The 22366-nt window shown below is 30.8% G+C and carries 20 protein-coding genes and 1 pseudogene; 4 read left to right on the top strand and 17 right to left on the bottom strand.

Annotated features, from left to right (window positions below):
* Nucleotides 1-18: 18 nt before the first annotated feature.
* The 9 genes and pseudogenes from queA to hflX form a co-directional block, all read right to left on the bottom strand.
* Nucleotides 19-1044 (bottom strand): tRNA preQ1(34) S-adenosylmethionine ribosyltransferase-isomerase QueA, encoded by a 1026-nt coding sequence (gene queA, locus N3C_RS01340; RefSeq protein ID WP_074364273.1) that lies wholly within the window; start codon nucleotides 1042-1044, stop codon nucleotides 19-21.
* A 20-nt stretch (nucleotides 1045-1064) separates the two neighbouring features.
* Nucleotides 1065-2099: a Holliday junction branch migration DNA helicase RuvB gene (ruvB, locus tag N3C_RS01335; protein WP_074364272.1), complete on the bottom strand. Its 1035-nt coding sequence runs from the start codon at nucleotides 2097-2099 to the stop codon at nucleotides 1065-1067.
* A 13-nt stretch (nucleotides 2100-2112) separates the two neighbouring features.
* Entirely contained in the window at nucleotides 2113-2706 is a 594-nt protein-coding gene (gene ruvA / locus N3C_RS01330; RefSeq protein WP_074364271.1) for a Holliday junction branch migration protein RuvA, read from the bottom strand.
* A gap of 103 nt (nucleotides 2707-2809) precedes the next feature.
* Nucleotides 2810-3409, bottom strand: coding sequence for a hypothetical protein (locus N3C_RS01325; RefSeq protein ID WP_074364270.1), 600 nt, complete (start codon nucleotides 3407-3409; stop codon nucleotides 2810-2812).
* A gap of 446 nt (nucleotides 3410-3855) precedes the next feature.
* Nucleotides 3856-4597, bottom strand: a pseudogene (locus N3C_RS01320) (YebC/PmpR family DNA-binding transcriptional regulator).
* A 161-nt stretch (nucleotides 4598-4758) separates the two neighbouring features.
* On the bottom strand, nucleotides 4759-5406 hold the full coding sequence (locus N3C_RS01315) for a YigZ family protein (protein WP_074364269.1): 648 nt from the start codon (nucleotides 5404-5406) through the stop codon (nucleotides 4759-4761).
* A 9-nt stretch (nucleotides 5407-5415) separates the two neighbouring features.
* Entirely contained in the window at nucleotides 5416-6834 is a 1419-nt protein-coding gene (gene pdxR, locus N3C_RS01310; RefSeq protein WP_074364268.1) for a MocR-like pyridoxine biosynthesis transcription factor PdxR, read from the bottom strand.
* A gap of 69 nt (nucleotides 6835-6903) precedes the next feature.
* On the bottom strand, nucleotides 6904-7119 hold the full coding sequence (locus N3C_RS01305; protein ID WP_083604382.1) for a hypothetical protein: 216 nt from the start codon (nucleotides 7117-7119) through the stop codon (nucleotides 6904-6906).
* 100 nt (nucleotides 7120-7219) lie between these two features.
* The gene (hflX, locus tag N3C_RS01300; RefSeq protein WP_074364266.1) at nucleotides 7220-9016 is read right to left on the bottom strand and encodes a GTPase HflX; all 1797 of its coding nucleotides are present in this window, start codon (nucleotides 9014-9016) and stop codon (nucleotides 7220-7222) included.
* A 121-nt stretch (nucleotides 9017-9137) separates the two neighbouring features.
* Here hflX and hpt point away from each other — a divergent pair, with 121 nt between their 5' ends.
* Nucleotides 9138-9665, top strand: a complete 528-nt coding sequence (hpt, locus tag N3C_RS01295; protein ID WP_074364265.1) for a hypoxanthine phosphoribosyltransferase — start codon at nucleotides 9138-9140, stop codon at nucleotides 9663-9665.
* A 63-nt stretch (nucleotides 9666-9728) separates the two neighbouring features.
* Here hpt and yunB read toward each other — a convergent pair whose 3' ends face one another.
* A complete protein-coding gene (gene yunB, locus N3C_RS01290) occupies nucleotides 9729-10376 on the bottom strand; it encodes a sporulation protein YunB (protein WP_074364264.1) in 648 nt (215 codons plus the stop codon).
* 322 nt (nucleotides 10377-10698) lie between these two features.
* Here yunB and N3C_RS01285 point away from each other — a divergent pair, with 322 nt between their 5' ends.
* A complete protein-coding gene (locus N3C_RS01285; protein ID WP_074364263.1) occupies nucleotides 10699-13308 on the top strand; it encodes a transglycosylase domain-containing protein in 2610 nt (869 codons plus the stop codon).
* Between the two features lie 81 nt (nucleotides 13309-13389).
* Here the strand turns inward: N3C_RS01285 and sigF are convergent, their stop codons facing one another.
* From sigF to spoIIAA, 3 genes are read right to left on the bottom strand one after another with little or no spacing between them, the layout of a single operon-like run.
* Nucleotides 13390-14145, bottom strand: a complete 756-nt coding sequence (gene sigF / locus N3C_RS01280) for an RNA polymerase sporulation sigma factor SigF (RefSeq protein ID WP_074364262.1) — start codon at nucleotides 14143-14145, stop codon at nucleotides 13390-13392.
* A gap of 10 nt (nucleotides 14146-14155) precedes the next feature.
* Nucleotides 14156-14584, bottom strand: coding sequence for an anti-sigma F factor (spoIIAB, locus tag N3C_RS01275; protein ID WP_074364261.1), 429 nt, complete (start codon nucleotides 14582-14584; stop codon nucleotides 14156-14158).
* A 15-nt stretch (nucleotides 14585-14599) separates the two neighbouring features.
* Nucleotides 14600-14935 (bottom strand): anti-sigma F factor antagonist, encoded by a 336-nt coding sequence (gene spoIIAA / locus N3C_RS01270; RefSeq protein WP_074364260.1) that lies wholly within the window; start codon nucleotides 14933-14935, stop codon nucleotides 14600-14602.
* A 314-nt stretch (nucleotides 14936-15249) separates the two neighbouring features.
* Here spoIIAA and speE point away from each other — a divergent pair, with 314 nt between their 5' ends.
* Nucleotides 15250-16077: a polyamine aminopropyltransferase gene (gene speE, locus N3C_RS01265; RefSeq protein WP_074364259.1), complete on the top strand. Its 828-nt coding sequence runs from the start codon at nucleotides 15250-15252 to the stop codon at nucleotides 16075-16077.
* A gap of 97 nt (nucleotides 16078-16174) precedes the next feature.
* Here the strand turns inward: speE and N3C_RS01260 are convergent, their stop codons facing one another.
* The gene (locus N3C_RS01260; RefSeq protein ID WP_074364258.1) at nucleotides 16175-17881 is read right to left on the bottom strand and encodes an Eco57I restriction-modification methylase domain-containing protein; all 1707 of its coding nucleotides are present in this window, start codon (nucleotides 17879-17881) and stop codon (nucleotides 16175-16177) included.
* A gap of 75 nt (nucleotides 17882-17956) precedes the next feature.
* Here N3C_RS01260 and pdaA point away from each other — a divergent pair, with 75 nt between their 5' ends.
* Nucleotides 17957-18898 (top strand): delta-lactam-biosynthetic de-N-acetylase, encoded by a 942-nt coding sequence (gene pdaA / locus N3C_RS01255; RefSeq protein ID WP_074364257.1) that lies wholly within the window; start codon nucleotides 17957-17959, stop codon nucleotides 18896-18898.
* Nucleotides 18899-18968: 70 nt separating this feature from the next.
* On the opposite strand, the gene N3C_RS01250 is transcribed toward pdaA, so the two are convergent.
* Genes N3C_RS01250 through N3C_RS01240 form a run of 3 tightly spaced genes read right to left on the bottom strand, consistent with a single transcriptional unit; the run spans nucleotide 18969 to nucleotide 22353 of the window.
* A complete protein-coding gene (locus N3C_RS01250; RefSeq protein WP_074364256.1) occupies nucleotides 18969-19622 on the bottom strand; it encodes a cyclodeaminase/cyclohydrolase family protein in 654 nt (217 codons plus the stop codon).
* A gap of 41 nt (nucleotides 19623-19663) precedes the next feature.
* The gene (murJ, locus tag N3C_RS01245) at nucleotides 19664-21160 is read right to left on the bottom strand and encodes a murein biosynthesis integral membrane protein MurJ (RefSeq protein WP_074364255.1); all 1497 of its coding nucleotides are present in this window, start codon (nucleotides 21158-21160) and stop codon (nucleotides 19664-19666) included.
* Complete coding sequence (locus N3C_RS01240) at nucleotides 21157-22353, bottom strand: O-antigen ligase family protein (RefSeq protein ID WP_074364254.1); 1197 nt, start codon at nucleotides 22351-22353, stop codon at nucleotides 21157-21159. Before N3C_RS01240 ends, murJ begins: the two co-directional genes overlap by 4 nt.
* Nucleotides 22354-22366 lie beyond the last annotated feature (13 nt).

Here is a 22366-nt window from a genome sequence, read left to right as displayed (position 1 = left end):
TATTTTTACTTAATAGCTTTATTTTATAAACATAGCATCTCCAAAGCTAAAGAATCTAAATCTCTCTTCTATAGCCTTATTGTATGCCCTCATTATATTATCTTTGCCAGCTAAGGCGCTTACCAACATAATCAAAGTAGATTCAGGTAAATGAAAATTAGTTATCAAGGAATCCACTATTTTAAATTTATAGCCTGGATATATAAAAATATCCGTCCATCCACTTTTAGCAGTTAGGTATCCATCGTTGTCTGCTACACTTTCTAAGGTTCTGCAGGAAGTGGTTCCTACAGCAATAACTCTTCCACCATTTCTTTTGGCATTATTTATTTTATTACAGTTTTCTTCATCTAAAATGTAAAACTCTGAATGCATTTTATGTTCTTCAATGGTATCTACCTTCACAGGCCTAAAGGTACCTAAGCCTACATGTAGTGTGACATAAGCTATTTGAACACCCTTCTTTTCAATGCGCTCTAATAGTTCCTTAGTGAAATGTAAACCTGCAGTAGGTGCTGCTGCAGAACCGGGATTCTTAGAATATACCGTTTGATATCTTTCCTTATCCTCTAGTTTTTCAGTTATATATGGAGGAAGGGGCATTTGGCCTAATTCATCCAATACTTCCTCAAAAATACCATCATAATAAAACTCAATTATTCTATTACCTTCTTCTAATATATCCACTACTTTAGCCTTAAGCTTTCCATCACCAAAAACAAATTCAGTACCAATCTTTGCTCTTTTTCCAGGCTTAACAAGACTTTCCCACTTATCTCCTTCTATTCTTTTCAGAAGAAGAAATTCTATTTTACCTCCTGAACCAGCTTTTTCACCAATCAATCTAGCTGGCATTACTCTTGTATCATTAAGTACTAGACAATCCCCTTCCTTCAAATACTGGATAATATTTTTAAATACTGTTTCTTCTATTTCTCCAGTATTTTTGTCCAAAACCATAAGCCTTGATTCATCTCTTTTTTTCAAAGGATGTTGAGCAATTAATTCCTTTGGTAAATCAAAATAAAAATCCTCTACTTTCACATCTAACACCTCTTTAGTAATTATTCCTTGTCAAACAAAGGTAATTGTTCTATATTATCTTTAATTCTACTTCGTTTTGTATGTTTATAAGCCTTATCCGTTGCTACCCTACCTCTTGGAGTTCGTATAATAAAGCCCTTTTGAAGTAAATAAGGCTCATATACATCCTCAATAGTGTCCAACTCTTCACCAATAAAATAGGATAAGGTTTCTATACCTACTGGTCCACCAGAAAAATTATCTATAATAGCCTCTAATATGCGGTTATCTACCCTGTCAAAGCCTTCTTCATCTACTTCCAATAACTCTAAGGCTTCTTTTGCATCTTTTAGATTAATTATATTTTCTCCCTTTACTTGAGAATAATCCCTAACCCTCTTTAAGAGTCTATTTGCTATTCTAGGGGTTCCTCTTGACCTTCTAGCAATCTCAAAGGCACTTTCATCAGTAATTTCACAACCGAGCACCGCTGCAGATCTAACAACTATTTCCTTCAATTCCTCGCTACTATAGTATTCCATGGCGCACAAAACTCCAAACCTATCCCTTAAGGGAGAAGTTAGTAACCCCACCCTAGTAGTAGCGCCTATTAGTGTAAAGTTAGGCAAATCCAAACGGATGGATTTAGCTGCTGCGCCCTTCCCAATTACTATATCTAGAGCATAATCCTCCATGGCTGGATATAAAATTTCCTCTACACTTCTATTTAGTCTATGAATTTCGTCTATAAATAAAACATCCTTACTATTTAAATTAGTTAATATAGCAGCTAAATCACCTGCTCTTTCAATAGCTGGTCCTGAGGTTACTTTTAAATTGCCCCCCATTTCCTTAGCTATAATATTTGCCAGGGTAGTTTTACCTAAACCTGGTGGTCCATATAAAAGCACGTGATCTAAAGCTTCATTTCTCTCCTGAGCTGCCTTTATAAAAACTTTAAGCTTATCCACTACTTTTCTTTGACCTATATATTCATCAAGACTTTGAGGTCGCAAGCTATATTCAGAATTACTCTCTTCTATAAAAGCCATTGATGATAGAATTCTTTCCTCCATTATCAAAATCCTTTCAATTCATTAGTTGTCTTAAAGCATCTTTTATTACGGTTTCAAGAGAAGCAGTTACATCAATATTTTTTAGCACCGCTACCGCTTCTTTTTCAGAGTATCCTAAGGAAATCAAAGCTTCCAACGCATCACTAAATGATGAATTTTGCTCTTTGCTATCTACACATATGCCCTCTTCGTTAATTACACATAGCTTTTTCATTTTATCCTGAAGTTCTAATATAATTCTTTGGGCGATCTTTTTTCCTACTCCTGGAGCTCTGCACAAAGCTTTCTCATCTCCAGTAGCAATAGAATATTGCAAAGTTTCCACATCTAAAATAGATTGAATGGACAGCGCAGCCTTAGCTCCCACCCCATTAATATTTATTAATAATAGGAACATCTCCAGTTCATCTCTAGAACTAAAGCCATAAAGACCGATAAAATCTTCTCTAACCATTTGATATGTATATAATAATACCTCTTCATCTATTTTAGGAAGCTTAGTTAATGTACTACCGGGGACAAATATTTTATATCCTATTCCATTGTTCTCAATAACTACATAATCCTTATAAAAGCCTTTATATTCCCCTTTTATGTATTCATACATAAACCTTCCTCCTTAATTATATCTATCATATAATACTTTACCATCGGTAAAGGAATAATTCAACAATAAACCCTTAGCATATAATGCTAAGGGTTTATTGAGGCTATGAACAAATAGCCATTAATTCATCTAAAGCCTCTTCCTTATTTCCATATTCATACTTAAATTCCTTAAGGCTTTCTTGAACACCTTCCGGTAGAGTTTCTAAAGTTCTATTTATTATATCCTCTTCCGGTTTCTCAATTAAAAGATTACCATAATTATCACACTTAAATACTGCTACAAATTCTTGATCTGTAACACCTATATAATACTTACCTGGAATATAAGAAGTATTTTTTACAAATACTATTTTATTATTTTTTTCTTCTACGTATTGAAAATTGTTTTTTCCATAATACTCTTTAACTTTATTTAAAGTTATTTCTCCAGATATTAATTTTTTTAGCTCTTGATAAGAAACTTCAAACTTATTAATTTCACTATCATTCTTCCGAAGCTTTAATATAACCTTAGAGTTTTCTGAAAGCTTTTCTTCAGATTCACTATTACTTGATAAAACCTCTACATTTTCATTAGATTTACTAATTTTTTTATTTGTAAATTTCATAGCTATATTAAAACTAATAGCAAAAAGTAAAATAACACTTAAAGCAAAGATTATAAAATAATCTGATTTACTAAATGATTTGCTAAATCTCATAATATCACTCCTTTCCATACCAAAGAGTAAATGAAGTTATTATAAGTAACACCGAAAAGCATCTTTGGTAATACTTGAACATATTAATTCCTTAGTGATATTATGGACATTTTTACCTAATTTTATACTTTATATTGTCAAAAATTTACCTTATATAAACTATTGCTCCATATTCTCTATAGAATATAGCAAATCTTCATCTAAATCTACGTCAAAATATCAATTTTCAATCTTGCTTAAATCTTTATAAAGAACTTTATTTAGCATATTATTAAAACAAAAAATCACTCTTCCAGTTACTTTTCTACAACCTTCAGAGTGATTATTGAAAAATTATTATCCAAATAATTAACTTTTTACATTCACCTTAGTTCTTTTAGTATTTAAGACCTATATCATCATGAACTAAAAATGAATTTTAAAAATCCTTCAAAAGCTTAAAACTATTAACCTTCCCAACCTTCTGGGAAATCAGCGTTGTGGTAAACATCTTGAACGTCATCATCATCTTCCAAAGCATCCAGCATTTTTTTGGAACTTAGCAGCAGTTTCTTCATCAATTGCTGTATATGTATCAGGAACCATCTTAACTTCTGCTTCTAAGAATTCTAAGCCTTTAGCTTCTAAAGCTTCTCTTACTGTACCGAAGTCTTCTGGTGATGTGGTAATAACGAATACTTCTTCTTCAGTAGCAAAATCTTCTGCTCCTGCTTCTAAAGCTTCCATAATCAATTCATCTTCATCAAGGTCATCAGTTTTCTCTATAACGATTTGTCCCTTTTTCTGGAACATGAAAGATACGCAACCTGTAGCACCCATATTTCCACCAAATTTAGTGAAAGCATGTCTCACATTACCAGCACTTCTATTTTTATTATCAGTTAACACATTAACTATAACTGCTATTCCAGAAGGTCCATAACCTTCATAAACTATTTCTTCATAGTTTACAGCATCATCTTCACCAGAGCTCTTTTTAATAACTCTGTTAATAGTATCTAGAGGCATATTATTTGCTTTTGCTTTAGCTATTACATCCTTTAATTTAGGATTGGTATCAGGATTTGGTCCACCATTTTTAACTGCTATAGTTAATTCCTTACCTAACTTTGTAAATATCTTTCCTTTTTTTGCATCAGTTTTGCTTTTTTTAGCTTGAATATTATGCCATTTTGAATGTCCGGACATTATGTACTCCTCCTAAAAAACATAATTATAACTATAACTATAACTATCACAATTTTTTAAAGAAAATCTTGAAATATTATATCATATAAATAAAATAAACTTCAACTGTCATCATGATAATATTGGCAAATGGTAAATATAAATAGCAAATTCTCAGTCAGCTATAAATCGATTAAGAATTTATTGTTTTCCTTAAAATAAATATCTTCCTTTTGATCTAGCAAGGTAAATTTATTATTGGCAATATCCATTAAGGTCTCTCTAATCTCCTCTAATTTTTCCTTTTCACAAATTATTGTGAGTTCAACCATATCGGAGTACTCAATATTGTCAATTTGCCAATTATTTTTACTAAATGTATATTGTATTTTTCCTAACATATCATAATCAATTTTAATCCTCAGCATAACAGCTTTAACTTTTTCCACTATACTGGCTTCTTTTACAGCCATAGCAGCAGCTTTTGAATAAGCTCTAACTAACCCAGAAGCTCCTAATAGCACTCCTCCAAAATATCTAGTTACAACTATAACCGTGTCTGTAAGATTATTTCTTTTAATAACTTCTAATACCGGTATTCCGCCAGTTCCTTGAGGCTCTCCATCATCACTATATCTTTGAATTGAACAATTAGCTCCAATGATATAAGCATAAACATTATGCCTTGCCTCTCTGTGCTCTGCCTTTATGCTATTAATAAAATCTCTAGCTTCATCTTCATTAGATACTCTAGCAATACTTCCAATAAATATAGACTTTTTTTCTTCAAATTCTGCGGAAGCTTGTCCTTTTACAGTTCTATACTCCATATCCTACTCCTATTGCTTATATTTTTTTAAAATTGTGGCTATTCTCCTTAAGCCCTCTTCTATTTGCTTTTCATCTGTTTGAGAAAAACCTATTCTAAAATATCTGCTTCCCTCTGATATATTTTTATAGAAAATAGAGCCAGGAGTTATTAGCACAAAATCTTTTTTACATAATTGAAATAAATCATGGGATTTTATATTTACATTATCCTTTAATTTTAAATACAAATTCATACCTCCGCCTGGACTCTCCTGTTCAATAAAATCACTTAAATATTCTTCTATTTTATTAGTCATATATGTATATCTTCCTAAGTAAATTTTATTAAGCTTTTCAATATACTCTCTCCAATATCCTGAATTAATATATAGCTCTAACGCTCTTTGCATTAGGCTAGATGTAGCTATATCAGAATTTATTTTTGCATTTTGAATTTTCTCTCTAAATTCAGGTGGTGCTATTAAATAACCCAGTCGAATACCTGGCAAAAAAATCTTTGAAAAACTTTTAATGTAAATTACTCTATTATTTTGATCCAATTGTTTAAAACTTTTATATATTATATTGGTGTCGTAAATAAGTTCAGATAAATAGTCATCTTCTATGATGTAAAAATCATATATGCTAGCCAGATTAAGAATTTTCTTTTTCTTTTCTTCAGAATAGGTTGCACCGGTAGGATTCTGAAAATAACTCATTAAATAGAGAAACTTTATTTTATTTTTTCTTAGTATGTTCTCCAGTTTCTCAATATTGATGCCATCCATTTCTATTTCCACTTCGTGGATATTAGCTCTTCTCCAATTAAAAACTGCTAAAGCACCACTATAAGTAGGCTTTTCAATTACCACTCCTTCTTGATTATTAATTAAGGCCTTTGTTACAATATCTAAGCCTTGCTGAGCTCCTGAAACAATTAAAACATCATCAGCTCTCATAGAATTATTCCAAAAGTTTTCCACTATACTCTTTCTTAAGCCTTCATAACCAAGCAACTCTTGATAAATAAGAGCTTTTGTCCCATCCCGCTCCAGCACCTTATTTATAACATCTTTAAAAACTTCTACAGAAAATAAAGTAGTACTAGCAGTTTCTCCAGTAAAGTCTATATATTTTCCCAATTTCTCTGTGGTTATCTTTTTAAATAAATCCTTATATATTTTCTTAATATTTCTACCACCATCAATTTTCTTAACAAAGGTGCCGCTTCCAATTTTCTGAATCACATATCCATCATCCTGAAGTTTTTTATAGGCGCTAATAACAGTGGCCTTATTAACTTTAAGTTCATTAGCCAAAACTCTTATAGTTGGTAATTTAAAACCATCCTTCAACCTATTTTCATCTATTAACTTTTTTATTTCATTATATATTTGAATGTATTTAGGAACTTCTGTTTCCTTTATCTTTATACCTAAACTACTCATAATTTCATCACATAACTTAATATTATTTTCATATATAATTATAGCAATAAATTGTCTATACACAACTATTTAGTAATTAACCATTTTAAAGTTAAAATTTTCTATATTACCACAGTTACTACATTTATATATATGATTGCAGTAAACATTATTTTCGATAGGCATATCCGCACTATATGGTCCTAAATAATCTTCTACCCTACCATTATCTACTAATAATTCTGAGCAATTAGAGCAACGATAGTTTAAATTATACATAGCATTACATACAGGACATACCTTCATAATATCACTCCCTAGAACTTAATTATTCGCTTCATAATGATAACTAATCATTTTATATTATTGCCTAAAGTTATAAAAATATAAGAAGGCTAAAACCTTCTTATATTATGTATTCCTTGGTCTTATTTTTAACTTCTTCATCTATCATAGCTTCAATATATATTCCATCTTCCCTATACTCTTCTAAAGTAATGTTAGCATTTCTATGCAAATATGCTGCAGTGGCACTATAACTATATGGGATTAAAAAGGTTTCTTTGGACAATTTTTCTGGCAAATGCTTAGAGATAAGCTCCAGTAATTTATCTAAATTAGTAGTTTCCTTGGCAGAAATCTCAATAACATCTAAATATTGCTCGGTATTTATATAATTATCTTTCAATGCCTTTAGGTAGGATGGTTCAACCTTATCCATCTTGTTTAGTGCCATTATTTTAGGTATATCAATGGCATTTAACTCTGTTAATACCTTTTCCACCGTTTCAATTTGCTCCCTAACTTCCGGTGAGGAACAATCTACAACGTGTACCAATAAATCAGAATAAATTACCTCTTCTAAAGTTGATTTAAAAGCTTCTACAAGATCATGAGGAAGCTTTCTTACAAACCCAACAGTATCGGTGAGAGTTATAGTTCTGTTATCCTTTAAACTTAAAGCCCTTGTGGTAGTATCTAAAGTTGCAAAAAGCATATCTGCTTCCAACACCTTTTCTTTTCCATAAGCTTCCTTAGGTAAGGCTATATCACATAGTACATTTCTCAGTGTTGACTTACCCGCATTTGTATATCCTACTAGGGAAACCTTTGGAACTTTTTCCTTGTTTCTTTTTTCCCTTTGTACTTCTCTTACTTTTTGAATTTTTTCTAATTCCCTTTTCAAATCATATATCTGCTCTTTTATATGTCTTCTGTCTGTCTCCAGTTTCTTTTCTCCTGGTCCTCTAGTACCTATACCTCCACCGGTTCTAGATAATACTGCGCCTAAACCGGTAAGTCTTGGAAGCCTATATTTTAGTTGAGCCAATTCTACCTGAATTTTAGCCTCTTTTGACTTTGCTCTTCTAGCAAATATATCTAAAATTAAGGTTGTTCTATCTATAACCTTAACACCCAAGTTTTCCTCTAGATTCCTAACCTGAGAACCGGAAAGTTCATCATCAAAAATCACTACATTAGCTCCTACAGCTTGAACAAGCATAGCTATTTCTTTTACTTTACCGCTACCTATATAAAACACCGGATCTATTTTTGACCTTTTTTGAAAAACTTGATTTACTACAGTTACCTCACAGGCTAAAGCCAATTCATGTAATTCCTGTAGACTTTCCTCTGTATCACAGCCTACTAATACAGCTCTTTCACCATCATCTTCTTTTATATTATTTTCTGCCATTGCTTGCTCTATTACTTTTATTCTATCTAAGAAGTTATAGTTAATGGTTTGCTCTATAGTTAATTCATCCGTTAGAGTAAAGGTTAATCTATCATCTGTTATATCACAAAAACCAAGAGTTATCATTGGAGTTTTTCCCTCTTGAACAGATATTGCAGCTATACAATCCAATTTAAGTCTAATAAGAGCAGAAGTATCTAAAGCTGATAATCTAGAAATTCCATTGGGATGAGTATGTATAATTCTTATGCCAGACAATCTTCTTTCTTTGATATCTATAATAGGCATATCAACGCTGCTACTATCCCCAATACAAACAGCTTTTATATTTCCTTTTCTATCTATGGCAATGCTAATTTCTCTGCCTAAAGCTAAAGTTAATCTATGTATTTTAGTGATAATATCTTCAGTGACAATCTCATCTCTGGCTACTTTTACATCATATATTTCCTCTAATTCATCCAATATTAACTTTTTTACTCCTTCAATGTTGCCATATATCAAAATCATCACTCCTCAATAAGTTTAAGCTGTCTTCTATATCTATACTTGACAACTTCCAATTAATTTTATACTATAAAAACAATATTGTAAATAAGACATTGGTTGAACTTAGGAGGAGAAAATGGAAGAAAAAAGTAGGAATATATTAATATCCGAAGATCAAATTAAAGCTAGAATTAAAGAATTAGGCGCCAATATAGAACAGGACTACAAAGACAAAAAATTATATGTTCTATCTTTATTAAGAGGAAGTTTCATTTTTACTGCTGATTTAGTTAGAGCCATAGATCTTCCTGTAAAAATCGGTTTCATGACAACTTCCAGCTATGGTGACAGTGAAGAAAGCTCTGGAAATGTTAAGATTGTAAATGATCTACCAGATGATATAACAGGCTATGACGTATTAGTAGTAGACGATATAATTGATACTGGAATAACAATGAAATTTGTTATGGAATATGTACAATCTAAAGGTGCCAATTCAGTAAAATCTTGTTCTCTTCTAGATAAGCCAGATAGAAGAGCTGTAGATGTAACTCCAGATTTTTGCGGCTTTACCATACCTGATGTTTTTGTAGTAGGTTATGGTTTAAATTATGGTGATTATTATAGAAATGTACCTTATATTTTTAACTGGGAAGAAAAATAAAAACTTAAATAAAAAAAGAAATTCAGTCATAGCACTGAATTTCTTTTGCTTTATTTTTCAAATCTATTTATTAGGCAATGAAAAACCGGCGGTATTCATATCTAAGTTAATTGCATTATCAGGAATCTTTCCTACAATTATAGTCTCGCATATGGGTACTTGATGGGTAATTTCAATTTCATTATTGTTTGAAGGTAAAGTCATTCGGATTTTAGTCTTTACTTCTACAAATATTCTATGTCTTGTTTGATTAATGCCAGCACTTTCAAAGGTGGAGATATATTTTGTTTCAATGTAACCAATAGGTTTCATTTTTACTGTAATATTAGGCCCGAAGCCTGATAAAATATTATTTTTAGCTACATAGCTAAAAGGTATGTCTAAACCTACCTGTCCCATCTTTTTCAGTTCATTTTGAGCAGTTAATGCTACATCACAAGCAATTTCATTTAATTTCATAGTATCTGCTTTTAGCATTACAATATTTCCTTCATTATCCTTTTCTACTTTAATTATTTCATCATAATTAAAATCATCCCCAAATTCTTTTATTATGCAATTATTAATTGTTACTGCAGCCTTTGCCCTCATTTCACCATCAGCTATTGCTAGTAATGTAGGCATAATACTTTTATCCATTAGAAAAACAAAAATATTTACTAAAATCAGCAAAATAATTAATATAATGGCAAGTTGCCGTTTAAACTTCAAGAACACACCTCCAGTAATTGCTAATTATTGTTATTTTTCTTTCATTGTTTTATAATAGAATAAAGATAATCATTTATATGTTTAGGGTATACATTCTAGAAAAGCTAAATAGGTGAGCTTGTTTAGAATGCATAAGATATTTTAGGAATGTATCAAATTATTTTTATAAAATCAACGTACTTAATATATACAATAATTTATATGCATCTATTTATTCAGGAATACTTTAAAGACATATATGCGAAAATTCATTTTTTTGCATACTTGTGTTATAATACTTTAGAATTGGCAAGAATAAAGCTATGTATTTTTAGGAGGAACTATGAAAACTAATAAAACTAAAAAAACTAAGAAAAAAAAGCAAAGTAAGCTTAGAAGATTTATCAAATATTTTTTTATAACATTTTTAATTTTAGGCTTAATAGGCACTGTTGGATTAGCTGGTGTAATAGTAGCTATGATAAAAACTACGCCAGAACTAGATCTCAATAGCATACTAGTTTTAGATGAACCATCAGTACTTTATGACAGCCAAGGACAACTTATGGACGAAGCTCCTACTTTATTAAAACGTGAGACTGTTTCAATAAAAGATATACCGGATAATTTAAAATATGCCTTTATTAGTATAGAAGATGAGCGTTTTCTATCACATCATGGTATAGACTATAAAAGACTTCTTGGTATAATTTACACAAATGCTAAGAAAATTATTACTAACGAAAGCGGTTTACAAGGTGCTTCTACTATTACCCAACAGCTAATCAAAAACACTATATTAACAAATGAGATTAGTGTAAAACGTAAAGTACAAGAAATGTATTTAGCAGTACAGTTGGAAAAAGCTTTAAGTAAAGATGAAATATTAGAAGCCTATCTAAATACCATAAATTTAGGTGGTAATGTTTATGGAGTGCAAAAAGCATCAGAAATGTACTTTAACAAAAAAAATTTAAATGAATTAACCCTTATTGAATGTGCCTATTTAGCTGGAGTTACTCAACATCCATATAAGTATTCCGTTTTTACTGACTATGCCAAGGAACATCCTAAGGCCTATATTACAAGAACGAAAAACGTAATTGGAAAAATGAAGGAAAATGGGCATATCACTGAAACAGAATATAAGCAAGCAATTAATGACTTAGATTCTGGTAAACTACAGGAATCTTTTAAACTTAACCAAACTACTAATGTTTCAAATAAATTGAAATATGAATGGTTCTCTAGACCAGCTATGGAACAGGTAAAAAATGATTTAATGAAGGCTTATAATTATACTTCTGAAGATGTTGAAAAATTACTTATGTATGGTGGTCTTCAAATATATACAACCATGGATAGAAACTTACAGGATCAAGCTCAAAAAATTATTGATGATTCTAAGTACTATGGTTCAAAGCAATCTGGTGACATTAGTGATCCTAATAATGTAGTACAACCTCAAGCTTCTGCTGTAATAATGGACTATCGTACAGGCGAAGTAAAAATTATTATAGGCGGTCGTGGAAACCAACCAGCTAATTCCTACAATAGAGCTACTTCAAACTCTTTTAGAAGGGCTGTAGGTTCTACAATAAAACCACTAACGGTGTACTCACCAGCTATTGATACAAAACAAATAACCGGTGGGAGCGTAATAGAAGACTCTCCACTATCTCCAGAATTGCAAAAAAAATACAATAATTATAATCCTCAAAATGCAACAAAAGGTTACTATAGAGGTTATGTTACATTAAAGGAAGCTATAACAAGATCTATAAATCTGGTAGCGGTGAAATTAGAAGATCAAATAGGCTTAAAGACCGGTGCAGAATATGGTGAAAAGTTTGGTTTAACTTTATCCGAAAGAGATAAATCCAGCATAGCTGCACTATCCCTTGGTCAAATTGATGGTGCTACTTCAATGCAAATGGCTGCAGCCTATGGTACCTTTGGAAATAATGGTGTATATACTTCTCCAATCCTATATACTAAGGTAGTAGATAAAACTGGAAAAGTTTTATTAGAAAACAAGGCTGCCACTAGAAAGGTATTATCGCCTCAAGCTTCATATATTATGTACGATTTGCTTAAGGGACCAGTTTACGACGCAGGCGGTACTGCAACTAGAGCTAATGATGCTATGGGAAATATGCCTATTGCAGGTAAAACCGGTTCTTCATCAGATTATAAAGATCTTTGGTTCTGTGGTCTAACACCTTATTACAGCGGTGCAGTTTGGATAGGTAATGATAAACCCGCTTCATTAAGTGGTATAAGTAGTAATACTTCAGCACAAATACTTGGTGAGATTATGGCAGTTGCACACAAGGGCTTAGAAGTAACGGATATCGCTCAACCTCAAGGTATTGTTAAAGCAACGGTGTGTGCGGATTCAGGATTATTACCTACAGAATTATGTACCCATGATCAAAGAGGTAGTCGTTTAGTTACAACCTACTTTATTGAAGGTACTGTTCCTACAAAGACCTGCGATGTTCATGTTGAAGCTAGTATAAATGCAAGCACTGGCAAATTAGCCAATGCAAATACTCCTAATAGTTTAATAGTTAAAAAAGTATTTATTACACGAAACTATACACCTAGTGTAAATTTACAGGATCAGGCTTATGTACTACCTGCATCATATGACAATATTCAAGCACCATCTTCCATAAACCCAAATGATAATAATAACAACAATAATATCGACAGCAATGCTAACAACAATAACAATAACAATAATAATAACAGCAACAATAATAATATTATTAATAACCCAGATCCTTCACAATTACAACAGAATAATCCAGTTCCAAATCCGCCACCTCCTGGTAATGGCAATAATGGTACTAATGGTAATAATGGTAATAATAGCAATATTAATGGTGATAATAAATCAAATGACAATACAACCACAGACCCTAATCAAGAACCAACTGATAATTAATATAAAAAATTCTAGGGCGAAGCTAAAATTAGCTTCGCCCTAGAATTTTATAAAATATTGATACAAACACATAAATATTTTTTATTCTTCAAGTTTTTCTTTAATTTGCTTCAATACCCTTTTTTCAATTCGTGAAACTTGTACTTGACTAATTCCAAGCATTTTTGCCACTTGTATTTGTGTCTTATCTTTAAAATATCTCAACATTATAATTTGCCTTGCCTTCACGTCAAGGCTTCCTATAGCTTCTTTTAATGCTAACCTATCTATTACTTCTTTATCTTCATCACTTTTCTCAGTAAGTTTATCTATTAAGAGTACAGGCGAACCATCATCTTGATGAATGGTATCATAAAGATAATGCATACCCTGTAGAGATTCTGAAGCCATTAAAACCTCTTCTTTCTTTATTCCGGAATACTCTGATAATTCTTCAATTGTAGGGGCTCTATTCAATTTTTTTGTTAATTTTTCCTTATCATAATGTAACTTACGAGCTAAATTCTTAACATTTCTGCTAACTTTAATAATACCATCATCACGAAAAAATCTTTTTATCTCACCTATTATCATTGGTACTGCATAAGTAGAAAACTTTACATTATAAGATGGATCAAAATTATTTACTGCTTTCACCAGGCCAATAGAACCTATTTGAAAAATATCCTCATATTCATATCCACGATTTAAAAATTTCTTACTTATGGATGATACTAAAGGTAAATTCATTTCTATGACCTTATTTAAAGCCTCTTTATCTCCTGATCTTGCAAGTTGTATAAGTTCCAAATTATCATCGTAGTTATAGCTCTCCTTCTTTACAACTTCTCCTTCCATACTTCTCCACCTAACTTAAAGATTTAAATACTTTTTTCATTGTAACTTTAGTGCCTTTAGCTAGCTTAGAATCAACCTGCAAGCTGTCCATAAAGGTCTCCATAACGGTAAATCCCATTCCAGATCTCTCTAAATCCGGTCTTGATGTATATAAAGGTTGCATAGCCTGTTCTACATTCTCTATACCTTTACCTTCATCGCTTACAACTATAGTCACTTCATTTCCCTTTATTGAAGCCTCAATAACAACGGTGCCATCTTTATTCTCATAACCATGAATAATAGCATTAGTTACTGCTTCAGATACAGCAGTTTTTATATCTGTAACCTCTTCTATTGTTGGATCTAACTGAGATACAAAAGCAGCAACTGCAACTCTAGCGAAACTCTCATTCTCTGACTTGCTCTGAAATTCAATCTTTATCTTGTTTTCGTACATAACAATCCCCCCAATTTAGAACTTATTAACAGCTTCTTCCACACTATCAAATACTTTTATAATTTTAAACATACCTGATAACTCAAATACTCTTTTAATAGAATCCTTAACCTCTGTCACACAAACAGAACCATTCTTTGCAACTAACTTCTTATACCTACCAATAACTACACCAATACCTGAACTATCCATGAAAGTAACACCGGAAAAATTCATTATTAGCTTAGTTACCTTTTCTCTTTCCAGTCTATCATCTATTTTATTTCGCACCTCCGCTGCACTGTGATGATCCAACTCCCCTACTAATTGAACGATTAATTTGTCATCCTTATTTTCAAATTTAATATACATAATTTCCGCTCCTTAGGAGCAGTTTCCCCCCTTTGTTTTGTAATTTTATAAATATATCTTAGCATTTGAGTATATGTATAGATTTCAACTTACTATTATATGCCAAGTTGTACATTTATAGTATTCTACTTATGAGCAAAAATTCCTTCTAAATTTTGGAAATATTTGCGTACATTATATTATTATACCAATAATTATTACTTTTTATACATTAGAAATCAAATTAGTATTAGCTAAAAGTATTGAGACTGTCAAAATTTATGTTATAATTTAACTTGAATTCAAAACAATAATTGCTAAAGGAGGATTTTTTAATGGAAATGTGGTTAAAAGAAGGGCAGATAGAAAATTCTGCTATGACCTATAAAGTTAAGGAAACCCTTGTAAGAAGGAAAACAGAATATCAGGACTTAGCCATATTAGATACATATGATTTTGGGAGAATGCTTGTGTTAGATGGTATAGTACAGACATCTATTAAAGATGAATATGTATACCATGAGATGATAACTCATATTCCATTAAACACTCATCCTAATCCTAAAAAGGTTTTGGTAGTAGGAGGTGGTGATGGTGGAGCTATAAGAGAAATCTTAAAACACCCTTCCGTTGAAAAGGCTGTTTTATGTGAAATTGATGGTGCAGTTATAGAGGAATGTAAAAAGTATCTTCCAGAAATAAGCTATGCATTAGAAGATCCAAGATGCGAAGTTTTTATTGGTGATGGAATAAAATATGTTCATGAACATAAGAATGAATTTGATGTAATAATAGTAGATTCTACTGATCCTTTTGGTGCTGCTGAAGGTTTATTTGGAGGAAGCTTCTACAAGGAAATTTACGAATGTTTAACTGAGGATGGTATTTTTGTTGCTCAAACAGAAACTCCTTTCTACCTTCCTGAAGTAGTAAAAAAAGTATTTAATGATGCAAAAGCTATTTTCCCAGTGACTAAACTGTTCATGGCTGCTATACCAACATATCCCAGTGGTTATTGGAGCTTTACTATAGGTTCAAAAAAATATGACCCTGAGAACATAGATCTAACTAATAAAATTAAACTTGATACAAAATATTATACAGAGAAACTTCATAAAGCTGCTTTTGTTCTACCTAAATTTATTGAAGATCTTACAAGATAATTAAAATGTAACTAGAATCTATAAATGAAGGTGCTGTTGCACAATTAACTGATTTTGCTTGATTGTGCAACAGCACCTTTTTATATATAGTTTAAAATCAACCTTTAAACTCTTCTATATACTTTATTTCTTTTTCACTGAACCGAAAGTATTCAAACAAGTTAACGTCTATATTTATATCTTCCGTAGGAATATATAATCTATTTAAATTATTAGGATAATATTCATATAATTTCCCACCTAATTTTTTTGCAAAACTCTTAAAATAAATCTCATAAATTTTACTGTTCAATACCTTTTTTATAAATTCATAACTTATGACTTCCTCTTCCTGTAATACTAAGCAATAAACATCGGCACTAAAGTAATTACCTTTATCTACCACAAACCTATTGTCAGCACTCTTGAATGGAAAAATAATTTTTTCTCTTTCAAATAAGCTACTATCTCTACCCCATTGAAGCTCATACCATTTTCTTTTCCCTTGTCTACATTCCCGTCTTTTCATTAATCTATCTTTATAATTTTCCATAAATTTTATGGCGTAAGGATGACTACTCTCATTTTTTATAAAATTTGAATATATTATATACTGCTGCGCCTTTATTTCTTTGTCTATAGATATGGAACTACTCTTTATCCATGGTCTTAATAATTCCTTTTCTATATTGTGCTTCAAAACAAGTTCTTCCGTTACAATAAAAGCCTTATCACAACCTGTAATAATCCCCTGATAACTGTTGCATATTTCTCCTAAGGTCTTGCTACACCTTTGCTCAATTTTACTTATAATATTCAAAACCATCTCATTCTGCAACTTCCAAGGATCAGCATTTAAACTCACTGTAGCTACAGTAAATGTGTTAAAAGTCCATTGCTGGAATTTATATTTACCTTCTTTTGAAGTGTTAGACTTGCTTACAATAATATTTCTAGAAGGCTCACTACCTAAAAAGATTATTGCCGGGTCTATACCTGCATTTTTAAACGGCCTATTTCCATAAAAATCCACAATTTTATGTATATTGCTCTCACTTAGCATATAGGCTCTTAGCTTTGCGCCACTGAGAGCTTCCATAAAATATCTAGAAGTAATCAAAGTTATTTTATAATTCTCATAAACGCTTTCTAAGGACTTTTTAAAAAAACAATAAGATAAATCTCCCTTATCATTTAATATATCTTTATATAATTCTCGTATCTTCTTTGCATATTCTTTATCTAAAAATTTAGTACCAACATAGGGAGGATTTCCAATAATAATGTGAAACTTATCTTCTAAATCATCTGTTAGAAAATCTTTATTGATTAGATTATTCTCGTTAAAATATTCTGCCCTTTCGTATAATTCAATAGCTAATATTTTCAAAGCAGTGGTATCTATATCTATACCATATAGGTTGTTGTCTAATATATGCTTATCCAAATTACTAAGATTTAGGTTTAAACCATAGCTTTTATTAATTAGGTCTAAATTATTCATATATATTTCTTTTAGTTTATCAAATACCATGAGAAGTATATTACCACACCCGCAACTAGGATCTAAAACTTTAATAAAGGGATTTTTAATTACCTCTTCCTCAATAGTATTGTTAATCATGTAATTAACAATTTCTTTAGGTGTATATACCACACCTTTTTTACTATCTGCTATTTTTTCTGCATAGTAGTCTCCAAAGGAATCTTCTTCTTTCATTCCTAAGAAAAATTTACATCTTTTAATAATATTTTTTTTACATATACTATCCTTAGAACTTAAAATTTCTTTATATAAGTTATCTATACTTTCGTGAAAACTCAAACTAATCCTCCCCCAAGTATATTAATTTTACTGTCATTTTATCCATCATTATAACACAGAAAAGGAAGTGCTTAAATGAACAAATGCTTAATATCTAATTTACTAAGTCTTTTTCTAGTTGCTTCCACCTGTTTCCCAAAACCTTATGTATCAGTCCTAGCTCAGTGCAATAAAAATAATAAAGACCAATCTGCTCAAGCAGAAGACTTAGAGCCTATTTTTATAAACGACGAACTAGAGGAATATAAAAACTGCGAGGAAGAAGATAATAGTGTTATTAGGAAGAAGTTACTTATAGACTCAAATTATAAACATCTCAGCACAAAGGAACATTCTTGGTTTTTTAAACCTAATAATAAAGGTCTTCCTCCAGAGGAACCTGAAGAAGTAATTGAATTACTAAAAAATAACGAAGGATACTATCTAGGAAATACAAAGGAAAAAGAACTCTATTTAACTTTTGACGAAGGTTATGAGAACGGCTATACCAATGACATTTTAGACATACTAAAAAAACATAATGTTAAAGCTGCTTTCTTTGTTGTAAAACCTTACTTAAAAAGCAATCCGGATATAGTAAAACGTATGGCAGATGAAGGACATTTAGTTTGTAATCACTCTGCTCATCACCCCTCTATGGCTAAAATAACAGATTTTGAAAAGTTTAAAAAGGAGCTTGGTGAAGTAGAAGAATTGTATAAGGAAATTACAGGTAAAGATATGCCTAAGTATTTTCGACCTCCTATGGGTAGATACAGCGAACTTTCTCTACATTACACCAAGGAACTAGGCTATAAGTCTATATTCTGGAGTTTGGCCTATTTCGACTGGGATCCTAAAAAACAACCAAACCCAGAGGAAGCAAAAAAGAAGCTATTGCAAAGAACTCACAATGGCTCAATTATTTTACTCCATGCTGTATCAAAAACAAATAAAAACATATTAGACGATTTATTAACTACCTGGAAGGAACAAGGTTACAGTTTTAAGACTTTAGATCAACTGTCTATGAACTAGAAATAAGAAAGTATAGGGAAGGCTTTTCACCAATCTTACTAATACGAAAAACCTTCCCTATATTTAAAAATTAATTCTTTTTATATCCCATAATCTTCTCATATACTATATTCATAATTTCATTTTTTAGATTTTCTGCTTTAAATACTAAGGCTATACTTTCATTTTCCACTTCCTTATACTTTTCATCCTTAAGAGCTTTATAATTTATCATTACATTTAGCATACAGCTCTCTACAGCCGAATAAGCTAACATAGCAGAAACTCCTGCATCAGAAATAACATTTGAATTACCAAATTTAGCTGCTGTAAGAATGTGTTCCATCAATTCTACGGTTTCTTTCATTAAGCTATAAGGTACCATCATAGCATTATATAAACCCTCTGAAATCATTTTTCTTCTATGTTCTTTCTCTTCATCACTGTTTTTTGGCAGCCTATAGCTTTCCATCAAAGTTGAAAAGGCTTCTCCATCTTTATTTATAAATTTCTGAAAGTCCTGTAACTTTAATGTAGAGTACTCCAAAGCTTTTTCAACATTCTCTTGTTCTTCCTTATTTAAATTATCATAGCCTTTCTTGCCAATGGTAAGATTAAATACCATAGAGTTTAAGGCTGCAGACAGCGCAGATGCTAATGCCGCTGCTCCACCACCACCAGGTACTGCACTGCTGGACGCTAATTTTGCTAAAAAATCACTTATTTGATCCTTCTCAAATCCCATTTTTAATCCTCCATAAACATTCAATTTTCATATATAATTTATTATTTTTTAAGAAGCTCTTTAAAATCTCTAAACCTTAATATATATAAAGATGCAAAATATGTTAATAGACCTAAGAAAAAGCTTACTATTATCAGTAAAAATGAAGATTTTATGTAATTCATTATTATGTTAATCAAACCAATCATAATTAAGTTCGCTACTATAATTTTAACAATTTTAGTTTTCTTTTCCAAAATTATTTTAGTTTCTTTCTTTAGTTGATAATAAAAAATTAAACAGGATCCTGTTACCGCTAAAGAATTTCCCAACGCTAAGCCTGGAGCTCCTAAGATTTTTAAAAATATGGGAGCAAAAATAAAGTTCAAACCAATACATATAATAGAATTAAAGGCGGCAATATTTGCTTTGTTAACTGAGAAAAAGGCTCTGCTTATTAAATCTCTAATACCGTAAAAAATAATAGTTGGAATATAATATTTTAACACCGCTGCCGTTTGTAAAACCTCTGAATAACCAAAATTTCCACGCATTAGATAAACAGATATAACAGACTCACCTAATAGGAATAAAGCTGATGCTGCAGGCACTGTTAGCATCAATATTACAATAATACCCTTAGATAATTCCTCATTAAATTCATCATAGTTATCCCTATTAAGAAGTTTACCTAATTTAGGGTACACAATTAAAATGATAGCCTGACCAATTACTTCATACACCAGCATGTTTATTTTATTTGCATATTCAACAGAAGATATTCCTCCCTGTGGTAGCTTTCCTGCATAAAACCTAAGAATAAATATGTTAATTTGAGCTAAGGAAGTAGAAAATATTATAGGCACTACATTTCTAAACAGTAATTTTACTTCTTCCTGTCTAAAATACAAAACCGGTCTATACTTATAACCTAATTTAATATATCTTGGCACCAATACAAGAAGCATCATTAAAAAACCTATAGCAGTAAATACACCGAATCCTATTAAGCCATAAAAGTTTATAAATATAAGTAAATATATTATATTAATAATATTAGGCGATATAGGTCCAAAGGCCACTTCGGTGAAATGATTATGATTCTGTAAAACCCCTGATAATACACTTTGTGCTCCAATAAATACTACTGAGATAATCATTACCCTAAACATAAAAATAGCTTGCTGCAAGGAATAATTATCTTTAGCTATAGTTGGGGCTAAAATGATAACGATGTTCTTTGCAAAAATTCCGCAGATCAAAACAACTATTGCCGCTACTATTGTAATTATAGTAATCATATTATTAATAAAATAATTATTTTCTTCCTTGCTTTTGCTAATTAACATAGAATTAAATAAAGGTATAAAAGCATTAGTAATACCATAACTAATGCTTATGAGTAACATTGTACTTCCAAGGGCAAAGGTATAAATATCATTTTCTATAGAAAGACCAAAATTGCTGGCAATTAATGCATCTCTTATCAAGCCGAAAACTTTACCTATAATTATTATGATCATAACTTTTAAGGTACTGTTAAATGAAATTTTCTTCATATCTTATTTTCCTTTTTCTTTGATAGTATAGTTAAAGGTATTACATTCATAATAAAATAGAAATTCATAACTTTAGGCAAAAGTATAATATTATCAAAGATACTCATAATCCAAAATAGTACATTTACTATTGTGATAGCTATGCAAATATTTCTGATCCTTCCACTGCTGGATTTTACAGCCTTTATTGAATTAAATAATATAAAAATCATCAATAAAATAAACGGAATAAAGCCAACTATTCCAAGTTCACTTAAAAACTTTAAATATATGTTATGAGTATGATATATATCAGGATTGTATTGATACTGAGGATACCTTTGGTAATATTCTTTAAAAACCGCTTCAAAATTACCTATCGCCACACCTATTATAGGATGATCTTTAAACACTAACCAGGCTATTTTATAAATTTGACTCCTGCCAGCATCACCTGTGTTAAGCCTTTCCTTCACAAAAGGTGTTTGCAATAATACAATGAATGCTGGAATAAAAATATATAATAACTTTCGTATATAGAAAACAGAAATAATTATACCCCCTAATCCCATAGCCAATAAAGCATTCCTTGATCCTGTAAAAATAATGCTTAAAAAGATCATCACCAACTCTAATATATAGAATATCTTTTTCTTTTTATTTTTCTCATCCCACATAAGGATCAATAATGGAAAAAACAGTATCACCAAATATCCCCCATATATATTTGGATTTCCTGTAGTTGCTTCTATTCTTAATAGTCCATTCACATCTTCGAAACCAAAGCCATGAACTTTTTCATAAAATCCAATTAACAGTACAATAAATGCAGGATAATATATAAGTTTTACCAACTTCTCTTTGTAAAATTCTGTATTACACTCAAATCTAAATATAAAGAAAAGTCCTGTTATAAGCCCAAATCTTAATGTCTCTTTTAGAACCAAAAGCACACTTGTACAATAAGTAATAGAAAGCATCATTAAACAAGTAATTATTAACATCAATAAAGAAACCGGTTCTTTTATAAAGTGGATAAAGTTTTCTTTAAATGCTTTCAACTTGTTTCTGTCCCTAAGAACATACAATAAGTAAAATAATAATACAAGTAATAACATTACCTCAGTAATAGGATACTTCCAATTGAGCCTAGATGGCACTAGAGGAAATAATACTATGTACAAAATAAAACTATAATAAAACAACTTTTTCATGGTTATATCCCCT

This window comes from Clostridium sp. N3C, assembly GCF_900095445.1.
Lineage (GTDB): Bacteria > Bacillota > Clostridia > Clostridiales > Clostridiaceae > Clostridium_AU.
The sequence above is the reverse complement of the archived record's forward strand: the minus strand, read 5'-3'. Positions and strand labels throughout refer to the sequence as shown.